General features: G+C 70.6%; 12 protein-coding genes. 6 read left to right on the top strand and 6 right to left on the bottom strand.

Annotated elements, in window-relative coordinates:
• Positions 1-534: 534 nt before the first annotated feature.
• The gene (locus AC2D8W_RS16675; protein WP_484672469.1) at positions 535-1209 is read right to left on the bottom strand and encodes a LamG domain-containing protein; all 675 of its coding nucleotides are present in this window, start codon (positions 1207-1209) and stop codon (positions 535-537) included.
• A 159-nt stretch (positions 1210-1368) separates the two neighbouring features.
• On the opposite strand from AC2D8W_RS16675, the gene AC2D8W_RS16670 reads away from it, so the two are divergent.
• Complete coding sequence (locus AC2D8W_RS16670) at positions 1369-4647, top strand: carboxyl transferase domain-containing protein (protein ID WP_484672468.1); 3279 nt, start codon at positions 1369-1371, stop codon at positions 4645-4647.
• A 10-nt stretch (positions 4648-4657) separates the two neighbouring features.
• Positions 4658-5674, top strand: coding sequence for an NADP-dependent oxidoreductase (locus AC2D8W_RS16665; protein WP_484672467.1), 1017 nt, complete (start codon positions 4658-4660; stop codon positions 5672-5674).
• Positions 5675-5704: 30 nt separating this feature from the next.
• Here the strand turns inward: AC2D8W_RS16665 and AC2D8W_RS16660 are convergent, their stop codons facing one another.
• The gene (locus AC2D8W_RS16660) at positions 5705-6517 is read right to left on the bottom strand and encodes an SDR family oxidoreductase (RefSeq protein ID WP_484672466.1); all 813 of its coding nucleotides are present in this window, start codon (positions 6515-6517) and stop codon (positions 5705-5707) included.
• Between the two features lie 143 nt (positions 6518-6660).
• Here AC2D8W_RS16660 and AC2D8W_RS16655 point away from each other — a divergent pair, with 143 nt between their 5' ends.
• Together AC2D8W_RS16655 and AC2D8W_RS16650 are read left to right on the top strand one after the other, a co-directional pair.
• Positions 6661-8133 (top strand): MFS transporter, encoded by a 1473-nt coding sequence (locus AC2D8W_RS16655; RefSeq protein ID WP_293480804.1) that lies wholly within the window; start codon positions 6661-6663, stop codon positions 8131-8133.
• Positions 8134-8163: 30 nt separating this feature from the next.
• Positions 8164-9651, top strand: a complete 1488-nt coding sequence (locus tag AC2D8W_RS16650; RefSeq protein WP_484672465.1) for an MFS transporter — start codon at positions 8164-8166, stop codon at positions 9649-9651.
• Here the strand turns inward: AC2D8W_RS16650 and AC2D8W_RS16645 are convergent.
• The 4 genes from AC2D8W_RS16645 to AC2D8W_RS16630 form a co-directional block, all read right to left on the bottom strand.
• A complete protein-coding gene (locus AC2D8W_RS16645; RefSeq protein ID WP_484672464.1) occupies positions 9629-10984 on the bottom strand; it encodes a vWA domain-containing protein in 1356 nt (451 codons plus the stop codon). The genes AC2D8W_RS16650 and AC2D8W_RS16645 overlap by 23 nt on opposite strands.
• Positions 10985-11202: 218 nt before the next feature.
• Complete coding sequence (locus AC2D8W_RS16640) at positions 11203-12156, bottom strand: AAA family ATPase (RefSeq protein ID WP_484672463.1); 954 nt, start codon at positions 12154-12156, stop codon at positions 11203-11205.
• An 86-nt stretch (positions 12157-12242) separates the two neighbouring features.
• Positions 12243-13766: an L-piperidine-6-carboxylate dehydrogenase gene (amaB, locus tag AC2D8W_RS16635; protein WP_484672523.1), complete on the bottom strand. Its 1524-nt coding sequence runs from the start codon at positions 13764-13766 to the stop codon at positions 12243-12245.
• A gap of 12 nt (positions 13767-13778) precedes the next feature.
• Entirely contained in the window at positions 13779-14891 is a 1113-nt protein-coding gene (locus tag AC2D8W_RS16630; RefSeq protein ID WP_484672462.1) for a saccharopine dehydrogenase family protein, read from the bottom strand.
• A gap of 121 nt (positions 14892-15012) precedes the next feature.
• Between AC2D8W_RS16630 and AC2D8W_RS16625 the strand changes: the two genes are divergently transcribed.
• The gene (locus tag AC2D8W_RS16625; RefSeq protein WP_484672461.1) at positions 15013-15438 is read left to right on the top strand and encodes an Lrp/AsnC family transcriptional regulator; all 426 of its coding nucleotides are present in this window, start codon (positions 15013-15015) and stop codon (positions 15436-15438) included.
• A gap of 4 nt (positions 15439-15442) precedes the next feature.
• Positions 15443-16204 carry a PIG-L deacetylase family protein gene (locus tag AC2D8W_RS16620; RefSeq protein ID WP_484672460.1) on the top strand — a complete coding sequence of 254 codons (762 nt, stop codon included), beginning with the start codon at positions 15443-15445 and terminating at the stop codon, positions 16202-16204.
• Positions 16205-16235 lie beyond the last annotated feature (31 nt).

The raw sequence follows: 16235 nt of genomic DNA, 5'->3' as shown, positions 1-16235 counted from the left end.
CCTTATCTACCCCCCGGTCATCCCGGCGAAAGCCGGGGGTCCAGGTGGAATGGCTCGGAAGCAGGGTCGGCCAGTCTCGGAGCCCTTCCAGTCACGGTCTCGCACGTGGATCTGGGTCCCGGCAATTCGCCGGGACGATCGGAAGCTGTTGGAATCGCTGGCGTCGCGCCGGGTCAAGCTCCAGCACCTCCACTCACGACCCGGTCGTCCCGGCGAAAGCCGGGATCCAGATGGAATGGCTCCGAAGCAGGGTCGGCAGTCTCGGAGCCCTTCCCGTCACGATCCCGCACGTGGACCTGGGTCCCGGCATTCGCCGGGACGATCGGAAGCTGTTGGAATCGCTGGCGTCGCGCCGGGTCAAGCTCCAGCACCTCCACTCACGACCCGGTCGTCCCGGCGAAAGCCGGGATCCAGATGGAATGGCTCCGAAGCAGGGTCGGCAGTCTCGGAGCCCTTCCCGTCACGATCCCGCACGTGGATCTGGGTCCCGGCCGCCGGGACGAAACTGTTGGCGGCGAGCCTCCGGCCCAGCGGTCACTTCGGCCGGATGTCCACCTCCGCGAAGTGGGCGATCGTACCGGGGCCGATCCACAGCGCGACGCCGCCGGTGCGGTCGGCGCCGCCCTTCAGGTCGTTGACGATCAGCGTGGGCTGCGACGCCCCGTCCACGAACAGGCGCGCGCGGGCGCCGTCCACCACGATCCGCATCCGCGTCCAGCGCCCGGGTTCCAGGTCGACGTAGGCCTCGTAGCGGCTGGGCGTCTCGCGCCGGGTGCGTTCCCAGGGCCAGTCCGGCGCCGAGATGTACTGGGCCGCATGATTGCGCCGCTCCTGGTCCTCGGCCCGGCCGTTCGTCGGACGCAGGTAGAAGGCCTCGCCCGCCTTGCCGTCGTCGGACAGCCGGAACATCACGCCCACGAAGCCGCGCGCGCCGGTGTTGGCGCCCGGCCCGGGCGAGCCGGCCACCCACAGTTCGATCTCGCCGTTCCCGAACGTCGCGCCCTTCAGCCGCACCAGCTTGTCGGTCTGGCCGTTCGGCGGCCCCAGGTCCTCGACGCGTACGGCCTTGCGTCCCTGGTAGGCGGCCTCGGTGACCTGCAGGTTCCCGACCGGCGCGAGGTCTGCGGCGGCCGGGGTCCTGGGCGCGGCGGCCACAGGGCTCACGATCAGCAACGCGGCCACGGCCGCCCACCCGATCGAATGCTTCATCACCCGTCTCCTTCGAGCTTGCGGCATAGCGAACCATCGAGGCCGCGCCGTCCAGTCCCGGCGCGGCGACGGCCATTCTTGAGCTAACGGTACGTCAGGCTTGGCGGGACCGCCGCGGTGCGCATGATGGCCCCCCGCCCGCGCCCGTGAGGATGACCGTTGAAGACACTGCTGATCGCCAACCGGGGAGAGGTCGCCGTCCGCATCGCGCGCACGGCCGCGGAGATGGGCGTTGCGACGATCGCCGTGTTCTCCGAGGACGACGCGGCCTCGCTGCACATCAAGAAGGCCGATCGAGCCGTCGCGCTGAAGGGATCGGGTCCGGCGGCCTACCTCGACATCGCGCAGATCGTGGCCGCGGCGCAGGACGCCGGCGCCGACGCCGTCCACCCGGGATACGGCTTCCTCTCCGAGAACGCCGCGTTCGCGCGGGCCTGCGCCAACACCGGGCTGGCCTTCGTCGGCCCGACCCCCGAGACGCTGGAGCTGTTCGGCGACAAGGCCCGGGCCCGGGCTCTGGCGCGGGAGTGCGGCGTGCCCGTGCTGCCCGGCGCGGACGGGCCGACCACCCTGGAGGCGGCCCAGGCATTCTTCGCGCAGCACGGGCCGGTGATGGTCAAGGCGGTGGGTGGCGGCGGCGGGCGCGGCATGCGTCCGGTGACCGAGGCGGCCGAGCTGCCGGCGGCCTTCGAACGCTGCGCGTCCGAGGCCAGGGCCGCCTTCGGAAACGGCGACCTCTACGTCGAGCGTTTCCTGCCCCACGCGCGGCACCTGGAGGTGCAGGTGGTCGGCGACGGCCACGCGGTGGTCCACCTGTGGGATCGCGAGTGCTCGCTGCAGCGCCAGCGGCAGAAGGTGATCGAGATCGCCCCCGCCGACATGCTGCCTCAGGAGCTGCGACGCCGGTTGCTGGACCATGGCGTGGCGCTGGGCCGCGCCGCCGGCTACCGCAGCCTGGGGACCATGGAGTTCCTGGTCGCCGACGACGAGGTCTTCTTCATCGAGGGCAACGCCCGCCTGCAGGTGGAACACACGGTCACCGAGGAGGTGACGGGCCTCGATCTCGTCCGGCTGCAGCTGCAGATCGCGGCCGGCCGGTCGCTGGCCGACCTGGCGCTCACCCAGGACCGCGTGCCCGAGCCGAGGGGCCACGCGGTGCAGGCGCGGGTGAACCTCGAGACCATGGCGGCCGACGGGTCGGCGCGGCCGGCCGGGGGCGTCCTGACGGTGTTCGAGCCGCCCAGCGGGCCTGGCGTGCGCGTGGACGGCTTCGGCTACGCCGGCTACGCGACCAGCGCGCGCTTCGACAGCCTGCTGGCCAAGTTGATCGTGCATGCGGGGGCCGGGGGCCTCAGCCGCGCCGTGGCCAAAGCCTACCGGGCGCTGTCCGAGTTCCGCATCGAGGGCAGCGCCACCAACATCGCCTTCCTGCAGAACCTGCTGGCGCATCCGGCCGTGGCCGCCGGCGAGGTCCACACCCGCTTCATCGAAGCGCACATGGCCGATCTGGCGCACGAGCCCGAGGCCCACCCGAAGCTCTACTTCGACGCGGCGGCGCGCGGGGAGACGGGCGGCGGCGCGCGGCCCGAGCCACAGGCGCCGCCCGGGACCCAGACGCTCCGCGCGCCCCTGCAGGGCACCGTCATCGGGCTGGCCGCACAGGCGGGCGAGACGGTGCGCAAGGGCCAAGCCCTGGTGATCCTCGAGGCCATGAAGATGGAGCACGTCATCGCCGCCGAGGCGGCCGGCGTCGTGCGCGCCCTGGCGGTCGAGATGGGCGAGACGGTGTTCGAGGGCCGCCCCCTGGCCTTCATCGAGGCCGACGAGACGGTGGGCGCGGTGGACGACGCCGAGGCGGCGATCGATCTCGACCACATCCGCCCCGACCTCGCCGAGGTGGTCGAGCGGCATCGCATCACCCTCGACGGCGCGCGGCCCGACGCCGTGGCCCGCCGGCGCAAGAGCGGCCAGCGCACCGCCCGCGAGAACCTGGACGACCTGTTCGACCCCGGCACCTTCAGCGAGTACGGGGCCATGGCGATCGCGGCCCAGCGCCGGCGGCGCGAGCTCGCGGACCTGCAGGTCAACACGCCCGCCGATGGCATGGTGGCGGGCGTCGGCGAGGTGAACGGCGCGCTCTTCGGCGAGGAGGCGGCCCGCTGCGTCGGCCTGGCGTACGACTTCACGGTGCTCGCCGGGACGCAGGGCCACTTCAACCACAAGAAGACCGACCGGGTGCTGGAGTTCGCCGAGCACTGGAAGGCGCCGGTGATCTGGTACACCGAGGGCGGCGGCGGACGGCCCGGCGACGTGGACGTGGGCCAGCTCTCGGCCTCGTCCCTGGACACCACCAGCTTCACCACCTACGCGCGGCTGTCGGGCCTGGCCCCGCGGATCTCGATCAACTCGGGCCGCTGCTTCGCCGGCAACGCCATCTTCTTCGGCTGCGCCGACATCACCATCGCCACCCGCTATTCGAACATCGGCCTGGGCGGGCCGGCGATGATCGAGGGCGGCGGCCTGGGCGTCTTCACGCCGGACGAGATCGGGCCCTCGGACGTGATGTTCGCCAACGGCTCGATCGACGTGCTGGCCGAGGACGAGGCGCACGCGACGGCGGCCGCCAAGCACATCCTGGGCATGTTCCAGGGCCGGCTGCGCGACTGGAGCTGCGACGACCAGCGCCGGCTGCGCCACCTGATTCCCGAGAACCGCGTGCGCGCCTACGACGTGCGGGAGGTGATCCGGACGCTGGCCGACACCGGCAGCTGGATCGAGCTGCGCGGCGGTTACGGGCGCGGGATCATCACCGGCTTCCTGCGCATCGAAGGCCGGCCCATGGGCCTGTTCGCCAACGATCCGCGCCACCTGGGCGGCGCGATCGACGCCGAGGGCGCGGAGAAGGCGGGCCGCTTCCTGCAGCTGTGCGACGCGTTCGACGTGCCGGTGCTCTCGCTGTGCGACACGCCCGGCTTCATGGTGGGCCCGGCCAGCGAGGAGCAGGCCGCCGTGCGTCGCGGCTCGCGCCTGATGGTCACGGCCACCAGCCTCACCGTGCCCCTGTTCACCGTGGTGCTGCGCAAGGGCTACGGCCTGGGCGCCCAGGCGATGGCGGGCGGCGACTTCTCGGCCCCGGCCATGACCATCGCCTGGCCCACCGCAGAGTTCGGGCCGATGGGCCTGGAGGGCGCCGTGCGCCTGGGCTACCGCAAGGAGCTGGACGCCCAGCCCGACCCCGCGGCCCGCCAGGCGCTCTTCGAGAAGCTGGTGGGGCGGATGTACGAGACCGGCAAGGCGCTGTCGGTGGCCTCGGTGCTCGAGATCGACGCCGTCATCGACCCGGCCGCGACGCGGGCCTGGCTCGTGCGCGGCCTCAAGGCCTCGCCGGTCCCCCCGAGGCCGGCCGGCAAGAAGCGTCCCTTCGTGGACACCTGGTGAGGAGATCGACATGGCCAACCTGAAGCGCTGGGTGCTGCGCCGCCGCCCGCAGGGCGAGATCCGCCCCGGCGACCTGGAGCTGGTGGAGGAGCCCATCCGCGACCTCGCCGACGGCGAGGTGCTGGTGCGCACGCTCTATCTGTCGCTGGACCCCACCAACCGCATCTGGATGAGCGACCAGGACCAGTACATGCCGCCGGTGCAGATCGGCGAGACGATGCGGGGCGGCTCGCTGGGCGTCGTCGAGCGCTCGCGGTCCGACCGGTTCCAGCAGGGCGACGTGGTCAACACCGGCCTCGGCGGCTGGAGCACCCACGTGATCGCCAACGGCGCCTTCCTGATGCCGGCGCCCAAGCTGCCGGGCGTGCCGCTGACGGCCTACATGAGCGTGCTGGGCGCGACCGGCCTGACCGCCTGGTTCGGCATGTGCGACATCGGCAGGCCGCAGCCGGGCGAGACCGTGGTGGTCTCCGCCGCGGCCGGCGCCGTGGGCTCCATCGCCGGCCAGATCGCCCGGCTGAAGGGCGCCCGGGTGATCGGCATCGCCGGCGGCAAGGCCAAGTGCGACTGGCTGACCGGCGAGCTCGGGTTCGACGGCGCCATCGACTACAAGAGCGAGGACGTCGGCGCCGCCCTGGACCGCCTCTGCCCGGCCGGCGTCGACGTGAACTTCGAAAACGTCGGCGGCGCCATCATGGACGCGGTGGTGTCCCGCATGAACAACTTCGGCCGGATGCCGCTGTGCGGCATGATCTCGACCTACAATGACGAGGGCAGGCCCGCCGGGCCCACCGACTTCGTCCGCGTGCTCATGCACCGCCTGACCATCCGCGGCTTCATCATCACCGACTTCCTTCCGCGCGCGGGCGAGGCCATGGCCGAGCTGATCCCCTGGGTGACCTCGGGCGAGCTGAAGTGGAAGGTCCACGTGGACCAGGGCCTGGAGGGCGCCATGGATTCACTGCAGCGCCTGTTCACCGGGAACCACGACGGCAAGCTCCTGATCCAGGTCTCGCCCGAGCCCTAGCCGCGAGGTGAGAGGGGGGCGAGCCTCGGCTCAGCGCCCCAGGAAGATCCTGCGGATCTCGGCGCGGAAGGCCTCGACGCCCAGCTCCAGGCGCCGCGCGTAGTTGGCCTTGGCGTCCGCGCCGGCGACGTGGGTGACGCGGCCGCTCTCGTCGTGGACGGCGTCCCACGCGGCCTGGGCGATCTGTTCGGCCGTGGACCCGCCGGCGCGGCGCTCGGGATCCGAGAAGGCGGCGAAGGTCTTGCCCATGTCCTGCGCGTAGGCGGCGTGCTGGGTCATCACCAGCGAGCGGCTGGCGAAGTCGGTGGCGATGCCGCCCGGCGCGAGGGTCATCACCCGGATGCCAAACGATTCGAGTTCGAACGCCAGGCTCTCGCTCCAGCCCTCCAGGCCCCACTTCGTCGCGTGGTAGACGGAGTTGAACGGGAACGTGACCAGGCCGCCGATCGAGGTGGTCGTGATGATCGTCCCGGCCCGGCGCTCGCGCATCGCCGGAAGGAAGGCCTGGGTGACCCGCATCACGCCCAGCAGGTTGGTGTTCAGCTGGTCCACCAGCTGCGCGTCGGTGGCGCCTTCGAACGGGCCGGCGAGGCCGTAGCCGGCGTTGTTGAAGAGGACGTCCACGGGACCCGCCGCCAGCGCGGCCTCCGCGGCGGCGGCGATCTCTTCCGGCCTGGTCACGTCCAGCTTCAGCAGCGTGATCCCGGGGCTGGCGGCGAGATCCGCCTCCTTCTCCGGGTTCCGCATGGTGGCGAACACCTTCCACCCCTTCGACGCGAACAGCACCGCCGCGGCCCGGCCCAGGCCCGTGGAAGCTCCCGTGATGAAGATGGTCTGCGGCATGCGGCTTCTCTCTCGGTTGGTGCGCGTGCGGGTGATCACGGCATTGTAGCGTCGCTTCTACGCGCCGTGACGTGGCGTCACGGTTGCCAGGACCTTTCGCGCGCGTACCGTCGAGCCAACAGAGGCCGCGCGGGAGGAACGACGTGGCGATTGCGGAGGAGGGGGCCGTCCCGGCGGCCGCCACGGACAGGGCCGACGGCGAGCTTCGACCGCCTGCGTCGGTGAAGTTCTTCTACAGCATCGGTCAGGTCGTCGAGTCCGGCTACATCGCCGTCAACGGCTTCGTCTTCTTCTACTACACCGCCGTGCTCGGGCTCTCGGGCAGCATGGTGGGCGCAGCGGTCGCCATCAGCATGTGCGTGGACGCGGCGCTGGATCCCATCATCGGTTCGTGGTCGGACAGCGTGCGCTCGAAGTACGGCCGCCGCCTTCCGCTGATGCTCATCGGCGCGCCCACGACGCTCCTGACCATGGGGCTGCTCTTCGCGCCGCCATCCGGCATCACGCCGTTCCTGCTCTTCGTCTGGCTGACCCTGACCAAGGGGGCGCTGCGCGCCTTCGCGTCGGTGTTCAACATCCCCTACTTCGCCCTGGGCGGAGAGATGGCCGACGGCTACGCCGAGCGGTCGCGACTGGTGGCCTATCGCCTGCTCGGCGGGATCGTGGCCACCGTGGTGATCACCGCGCTGGCCTATTCCGTCTTCTTCGCCGGAAAGGGCGGTCTCCAGAGGCCCGACGCCTACCCGGCCTTCGGCTGGAGCATCGGCGCCCTCGTGTTCGTCGTGTCGCTCGTCTCGCTCGCCGGCGTCTGGCGCTATGCCGCCAGCCTGCCGCAGCCGCAGACGAAGCCGGCGCCGATGGCCCGACGACTCGTGGGCGAGCTGGTCGAGATCTTCGGCAACGCGTCGTTCCGGATCCTCTTCCTCTCCATGCTCGTGTTCGCCAGCGCCGCCGGCGCCCACGCGGCCCTGAACAACCACAACTACGTCTTCGTCTGGAAGCTCCGGCCGGAGATGATCCAGTTCCTGACCTACGCGTCGCTGGTCGGCATCACGGTGGGCGTGCCGATCACGCCGTACCTCCTGCGGTTCTGGGAGAAGAAGGCCGTTGTGGGCCTGGGGCTCGGGCTGCTCTGCGTGGGCTGGACCGTCCTGCCGGTGGCGCGCGCCGGGGGCTGGTTCATGCCGGAAGGCAACGAAGCCCTGGTCTATCTCATCGTGACTCAGCTCGTCGTCGGCCTGGGCCTCGGCTTCATCTACATCGCCTATCCCGCCATGATGGCCGACGCGGCCGAGGAACATGAGATGCTCTTCGGACATCGGCGCGAGGGTCTTTACTTCTCGGGCCTGGGCTTCGCCGGCAAGGCGGCCGCGGGGGTGGGCACGATGGTGGGCGGCTTCGCGCTCGACCTGCTGAAGTTCCCGCGCGAGGCCGGGCGCTCGCCCGACGCGGTCATCGACGAGAGCGTCCTCGCAGGACTGGTCATCGCCTGGGGACCATTCTGCGCCGCGCTCTGCGTGCTGGGGGGGCTGATCTTCGCGCCCTATGCCATCAGCCGCGCCCGCCACGGCGAGATCATCGCCGCGCTGCGCCGGCAGCGGTCGATGCCACACTAGCGTTCGGCGACGAGGGGACCGCAAGCAACGATGGCCATCGCAGAGGACGCCGCCGGCGGACCGGCGGAGCACGCCGCCGAGAGCCACCGCAAGCCCCCAGGCTCGGTCAAGTTCTTCTACAGCGTGGGCCAGGTGGTCGAGTCCGGCTACCTCGCGGCGAACGGCTTCGTCTTCTTCTACTACACGGCCGTGCTGGGCCTCTCGGGCGCCCTGGTGGGCCTGGCCCTAGGCATCAGCATGTGCCTGGACGCATTCTTCGACCCCTTCATCGGCTCATGGTCCGACAGCGTGCGTTCGCGTTTCGGCCGGCGTCTTCCGGTCATGCTCGCAGGCGCGCCGCTCACTTTCGTGACTCTGGGGCTGCTGTTCGCCCCGCCCCCGGCGCTTGCGCCGCTGATGCTGTTCCTGTGGCTGACGCTGCTGAAGATGGGCGTGCGCGCCTTCGCCTCGATGTTCAACATCCCCTACTTCACGCTCGGCGGCGAGATGTCGGACGACTACGTCGAGCGGGCGCGGATCGTGTCGTACCGCCTGCTGGGCGGCATCCTGGCGACGGTCCTCATCACCTGGATCGCCTTCAGCTTCTTCTTCACCGGCGAGGCGGGCCTGCAGCGGCGCGAGGCCTATCCGGCGTTCGGCTGGACGGTGGCGGCCCTCATCCTCGTGGGCGCCCTGGCGAGCTGCGCGGGGATCTGGCGGTATGCGGCCACCCTGCCCAGGCCGCTCACGCCCGCCACGCCGATGCTTCCGCGCCTCGGAACGGAGATGCGCGAGATCTTCGGCAACCCCTCGTTTCGCGTCCTGTTCTTCTCGATGCTGATCTTCTCGAGCTCGGCCGGACTGAACGCAGCGCTGAACAACCACACCTTCGTCTTTGTCTGGAAGCTCCCGGCCGGGACCATCCAGCTCATCTCCTACGCCCTGCTGCTGGGCATCACGGCCGGCATCCCGATCACGCCCCTGCTGCTGCGTCGCATGGAGAAGAAGACCGCGATGCTCCTGGGCTTCGCCCTGGTGATCGTGCCCTGGATGGTGCTGCCCACCCTGCGGGCGCTGGGTGTCTTCGCGCCCACCGGCGCCGAGGCGCTGCCCTGGCTGATCCTGACCACCCTTGTGGTGGGCGTGGGCACGGGCCTGATCTTCATCGCGCTGCCGTCGATGATGGCCGACGCGGCCGACGAGCACGAGTTCATGTTCGGCGAGCGCCGCGAGGGGCTCTACTTCTCGGGCCTCGGCTTCGCGGGCAAGGCCGCCGGAGGCCTGGGCACCATGCTGGGCGGCTTCGCCCTCGACCTGATGAGCTTCCCCCGTCACGTGGGCGCGCAGGTAGGCGCCGTGATCTCGGAGGACATGGTGCACCGCCTGATCCTGGCGTGGGGCTTCATCCCCGCCACGCTGTCGGTGATCGGCGCGCTGGTGTTCCTGCCCTACGCCATCGGTCGCGCGCGGCAGGAGGAGATCTCCGCCTTCCTGCGCCGCAAGCGGGCCGACGACGTCAGTGCGGGACGTAGCTCCTGAGCACGTCGTCGATGATGCGCTCCAGCTGCTCGATCGTGCCGCACTGCTTGGCCACGTGGCAGAAGCGGGCGTAGCGGTTCATCACGCTGTCGCCCTGGCCCCAGTAGCTCTCGGGTTCGGGGTTGAGCCAGATCACCGCGCGTGAGCGATCGTGGATCTCGCGCATCAGGTCGAGCCGGGGGTCGGCGAAGTTGGACCGCCCGTCGCCCAGGATGATGACGGTGGTGCGCCGGTCCAGCTTGTCGAGATGCTGTTCCGAGAAGTCCTGCAGGGCGCGGCCGTAGTCGGTCTGCTGGAAGCCGATCTCCTGCAGCACCTTGAAGATCGCCTGCTCGACGCCGTGGTCGTCGAGGATGTCGTTCACGCTGATCAGCCGGCCCGAGAAGGCGAAGGCCTCCAGCCGGTCCACCACCTCGTTCAGCGAATAGAGGAAGGTCAGCAGGAACTGCGCGGCGGCGGCCACCGACTTCGACACATCGCAGATCGCCACGATCGAAGGCTTGTCGACCTTCTTGACCTTGAACTGGATGTCGAAGGGCACCCCGCCGTAGGCGAGGCTTCGGCGCAGGGTCTTGCGGACGTCCAGGTGGCCCTTGTGCGCCACGTGGCGGCGGCGCGAGTACTTGGCCGCCAGGCGCTTGGCCATCTTCTTCACCAGGGCGGCCATGAGCTGGTAGTCGACGGGGTCGACGCCGCCGTCGGCGTTCAGCTGCTTGCGGGCCAGCCGCTCCTCGCGCAGCGCCTGGGCCGAGGCGGCCGCGTAGAGGTCGTGCTGGCGGCCGACGTAGGCCTGGGCCTCGGCGAACAGGTCGCGCCGCGCCTGGTCCAGCCGCTCGGCGAGGCCCTGCTGTTCGGGGAACCGCCGGGCGTTGGCGATGATCTTCTCGATCTCCTCCAGGCCCATCTCCTCGAGGAGGCGCCGGGTGAGGCGCGAGCGCTGCGTGCTGAGCCGGATCTCGGCCACGCCGGCGCGGCGGGCGGCCTCCTCCATGGTCTGCTGGATGGTCGCGTTGTCGCCCGTCAGCACCGCCTGGGCGAGCGGGCTCGACTCGGCGGCGGCCAGGTCCTCCTGGCTGGGCTCGCCCTGGGGCGACGCCGAAGGCGGCGGGATCGATACCGGCTCGCGCGCGAAGAAGGTCTCGAACACGGAGTCGAAGCGGTCGACCTCGTCGGCCGACTTGGCCAGAGTCGCGCACAGCGCATCCTTGAAGAGCGCGCGGTCGGCGAAACCCGTCACGGCCACGGCGCGCGAGGCGTCGATCGCCTCGGCCGGCGAGACCCGGACGTCCGCGGCGCGCAGGGCGCGGAAGAACTGTTCGAGCGTGTGCTGCATCTAGACCTCCTCTCCCCCCGGCGTAGCCGGAGAGGGAGAGGGTCGGGAGAGGGCGGCGTCAGCCTGCACGCTGCGTTGCGGGTGAAGCGAGGGCCGACGGCAGCCGCGCTGCCGGAGCTCAATGGAACGACCGGCCGGCCCGCGCGACCGCCGAGCCGCCCTCTCCCTTCCCTCTTCCTCTCCGCTTCGCGGGGGGAGAGGAATGCATGACGCCACGCTCATCGCCGGTGCAGCAGCTCCACGACCTGCGGCTCGATCGCGGTGATGTCCTGCTCGAACTTCAGGATGACGTTCAGGGTGTCGCGGACGAGATCGGCCGACAGGCTGTCGGCGTGCAGCAGCACCAGGGCGCGGGCCCAGTCCACCGTCTCGGAGATCGACGGCGACTTGCGCAGGTCCATCGTCCGCAGCGACTGCACGAAGCCCACCAGTTCGCGCGTCAGCTTGGCCTCGATCCCGGGCATGCGGCTGGCGACGATCTTCTCCTCCAGCGAGGCCTCGGGCAGCGGGATGTGCAGGTGCAGGCAGCGGCGCTTCAGGGCGTCGCCCAGGTCGCGCACGTTGTTCGAGGTCAGGAACACCAGTGGCGGCGTCTTGGCCTTGAGCACGCCGAGCTCGGGCACCGAAACCTGGTAGGCCGAGAGCACCTCGAGCAGGAACGCCTCGAAGGCCTCGTCCGACTTGTCGACCTCGTCGATCAGCAGGACGCAGCCGTCGTCCTCGCGCAGCGCCTTCATCAGCGGCCGCGGCTCGAGGAAGGGCTCGGAGAAGAACAGGTCGCCCATGCCGTGCAGGCGGTCCATGGCCGCGTCCATCGTCGGCGCGTCGGCCAGCTGCTCGCCCATCCGGTCCTTGAGGATCTGGGTGTAGAGCAGCTGCTTGCCGTACTTCCACTCGTACAGCGCCTTGGACTCGTCGAGGCCCTCGTAGCACTGCATGCGGATCAGCGGCAGGCCGAGCAGTGCGGCCGTGGAGAGCGCCAGCTCGGTCTTGCCGACGCCGGCCGAGCCCTCGACCAGGATCGGCTTCTGCAGGTTCACCGCCATGTAGAGCGCCGTCGCGATCCGCCGCGAGGCGATGTAGCCCACGCCGCCCAGGCCCTCGATCAGCGCGTCGACGGAGGCGAGCGGGTCGGCGGCGTTCGCGGCGGCCGCCGGGTTGGAAATGCTCAAAGGACCGGACTTTCGAAAATGGAGATTTGAAAGCCCGATTGTGCCAAGCGCGCGCCGCCCGTGCAAACAACCGTTTGGACCGTCCGTCAGACGTCGAACGTCACCCCCTGCGCCAGCGGCAGGGTCCGGCCGTAGTTCAGGGTGTTGGTCGCGCGCCGCATGTAGGCCTTCCAGGAGTCCGAGCCCGCCTCGCGGCCGCCGCCGGTCTCCTTCTCGCCGCCGAACGCGCCGCCGATCTCGGCGCCCGAGGGACCGATGTTGACGTTGGCGATGCCGCAGTCCGAGCCGCGCGCCGAGATGAAGAGCTCGGCCTCGCGCATGTCGTTGGTGAAGATCGACGACGACAGGCCCTGGGGCACGTCGTTCTGCAGCGCGATGGCGCTCTCCAGATCGCGGTAGCGCATCACATAGAGGATCGGCGCGAAGGTCTCGCGTTTGACCACGTCGGCCTGGCGGTCGATCTCGACGAGAGCCGGGCGGGCGTAGAACGCGTCACCCATTTCGACGCGTTCGCCGCCGGTGATGGCGCCGCCCGCCGCCTTGGCGTCGGCCAGGGCCGTCTGCATCAGCTCGAACGCCTGGGCGTCGATCAGCGGGCCTACCAGCGTGCCGGCCTCGCGCGGGTCGCCCACCTTCACGCTGGCGTAGGCGGCCTTCAGGCGCGGGACGAAGGCGTCGGAGACGCTCTCGTGCACGAACAGGCGCCGCAGGGTGGTGCAGCGCTGGCCGGCGGTGCCCATGGCGGCGAAGGCGACGCCGCGGATCGCGAGATCGAGGTCGGCGCTGGGCGCGATGATCGCCGCGTTGTTGCCGCCGAGCTCCAGCAGCGCGCGGGCGAAGCGCTTCGCCAGTCGCGGCCCCACGGCGCGACCCATGGCGGTGGAGCCGGTGGCGCTGACCAGCGGCACCTTCGGATGGTCGACCAGGGCCTCGCCGACCTCGCGGCCGCCGATCACCACAGACGACAGGCCCGCGGGCGCGTCGCCGAACTTCGCCGCGGCGCGCTCGAACAGCGCCTGCACGGCCAGGGCCGTGAGCGGGGTCTTCTCGCTGGGCTTCCAGACGCAGGCGTCGCCGCAGACGAAGGCCAGGGCCGAGTTCCACGACCACACCGCCACCGGGAAGTTGAACGCCGAGATGATCCCGACGACGCCCAGCGGGTGCCAGGTCTCCATCATGCGGTGGTCCGGCCGCTCGGTCGCGAGCGTGAGGCCGAAGAGCTGGCGCGAGAGGCCGACCGCGTAGTCGCAGATGTCGATCATCTCCTGGACTTCGCCCAGGGCCTCGGACGTGACCTTGCCGGCTTCCAGGGTGACGAGCGCGCCCAGGTCGGCCTTGGCGGCGCGCAGCTCTTCGCCGAACAGGCGCACCAGCTCGCCGCGCCGCGGGGCGGGCACATTGCGCCAGGCCAGGAAGGCGTCGTGGGCGGCGGCGATGGCGGCGTCGACCTGGGCGGGCGAGGCGTCATGCACATGGCCCATGACCTCGCCGGTGACGGGCGAGCGCACGGCCCGGCCGCCGCCGGTCCAGAGGCTTTCGGCCACGCCGAGGCGGGCCAGGACGACGGCGGCTTCGGCCGCGGCGGAGGTGATCTTGGTCTGCACGGTCATCATGGTACCCGATTATTCGGCCGCCACGCGCAGCGCCGGCGCCGGGACCTCGCCCGCGTAGTAGCGGCCGAAGCGGTTCGCGAGGAAGGCGTGCAGCGGGATGTCCTCCTGGCGGATGAAGCCCGTCTGCGGCAGTGCGCCGTCGGCGAGCATGTCCAGCACCGCGCAGATCGCGCCGGCGGTGGTGATCTGGATGGCGCTCTTCACCTCGCCCATCACCTCCTGGGCGAAGACCTTGTTGACGTAGGTCTCCTGCATCAGGTGGCCGCTCTTCATGCCCGAGACCGTCACGAACACGATCACCACGTCCTGCATCGTGGCCGGGACCGAGTTCTCCAGGATGTCCTTCAGGACGTCGCGACGGTTGCGCAGGTTCAGGTCGTTGAGCAGCGCCTTCATGATCGCCGCATGGCCGGGGTAGCGGATGGTCTTGTAGTTCAGGTTCCGCACCTGTCCGTCCAGGGTATGGCAGAGGGTGCCCAGGCCGCCCGAGGTGTTGAACGCCTCGTAGGCCACGCCGTCGAGGGCGAACTCCTCGCACTCCTCGAGCGCCGGCGTCTCGCGGAGCTTGCCGTTTACGATCGCCTCGCAGGGCTCGCAGTACTCGTTGATCACCCCGTCGGTGGACCAGGTCAGGTTGTAGTTCAGCGCGTTCGACGGATAGCGGGGCAGGGCGCCGACCCGCAGACGCACGTCGTGCAGCTGGTCGAAGTGCTTGATCAGGTCCCACGCCGCGATGGTGATGAAGCCCGGCGCGAGGCCGCACTGCGGGATGAAGGCGGTGGCGGCGTCCGCCGCCAGCTCCCGGACCACACGGCTGGAGGCCACGTCCTCGGTGAGGTCGAGGTAGTGGGCGCCTGCGGTCTTGGCGGCGCGCGCGACGACGGTGGTCAGGTGGAAGGGCGCGCAGTTCACCACGGCGAAGGCGTTCGCGAAGGCCTCGCCCAGGGCGGCGGGATCCTCGATGGCCAGCGCCCGGGTTTCCACGTGCGCCCGGCCCGCAAAGGCCTCCAGCGCCTCGGCCGACTGATCGACCAGCGTGACCTCGTAGCTGCCCGACCCCACCAGCAGATCGACCACGGTCGAACCGATCTTGCCTGCCCCGACGACGGCGACCTTGCGCATTTTCTGACCTCTCCGGCTTCCGTTTCGAGATTCGCGAGGGCCGCCGCCGCTTTCAACTGGCGTTTGGTCGATATGGACGGCTAAGCTAGGCATATCGACGAAGCGACTGTGCGGAACGCCGATGGACGACCTCGACGAGCACCTGCTGGCGCGGCTGCGCGAGAACGCTCGTGCGCCGGTGGCCGAACTGGCCCGCGCACTGGGCCTGTCGCGCACGACGGTGCAGAGCCGCCTCGCCAAGCTGGAGCGCAACGGCACCATCTCAGGCTACGCCGTGAAGCTTGCCCCGGCCTACGAACAGGGACGGGTCCACGCCTTCGTCATGCTCACGGTCGAGCCGAAGCAGGCCGCGGCGGTGACGGCGGCGCTGAAGCGGATGCCGGCCGTGCGGCGGCTGCAGTCGGTGAGCGGCCCGTTCGACATGATCGCCGCCGTGGAGGCGGCCGGCGTGGCCGAGATGGACGCCGCCATCGACGAGATCGGCGCGGTCCGGGGCGTGGAGCGCACCAACACGTCGCTCGTGCTCTCCACCAAGTTCGACCGGTGACGGCATGGCCCGGATCCTCGCCGTCCACGCCCACCCCGACGACATCGAGTGGCTGGCGGCCGGCACGCTGGCCCTGCTGTCGCGTTCGGGCCACCAGGTCGCGATCGTCACCGCCACGGCCGGCGAGGGCGGCTCGGCGGCGTTCGGGCCCGAGGAGACGGGCCGCATCCGACAGGCGGAGGCGAAGGACGCCGCCGCGCTGATCGGCGCCGACTACCGCTGCCTGGGCTTCCCGGACCTCGGCGTCTTCAACGACGACGCATCGCGACGGCGCGTGACCGAGCTTCTCCGCGAACTGGCGCCCGACGTGGTCATCACCGCCGCGCCGATGGACTACCATCCCGACCACGAGGCGATCAGCCTGCTCGTCAGGGATGCGTGTTTCGCCGCGCCCGTGGCCAACTACAGGACCGGGTCGGCCGCCCCGCTGGGCGCCATCCCGCACCTCTACTTCTGCGACGCCGCCGCAGGCCGTGATCGCGAGGGGCGGCCGCACGGCCGGGATTTCGCGGTGGACGTCGGCGACACGTTCGCCCTGCGCCGCGAGATGCTCGACCGGCACGTGAGCCAGGCTGACTGGGTCCGCAAGCACCACGCCGTCGACGACCACCTTGCCGCCATGGAGGCATGGGCCCGCCGCGTCGGCCGCGACTTCGGCGTCGCCTACGCCGAGGGCTTCCGCCAGTACCGCCACGACCCGTATCCCCGCACGCCGCGCCTTCAGACGTTGCTGGGGGACCGGGTGCTTTCGCCGCCCGCCGCCTGAACGTCATGGCCCCGGCTGAGACGTAGGACGG

It is taken from the genome of Phenylobacterium sp. T106 (assembly GCF_057219735.1).
Note: the sequence above shows the minus strand (reverse complement) of the source record. Positions and strands in the feature narration are given on the sequence as shown.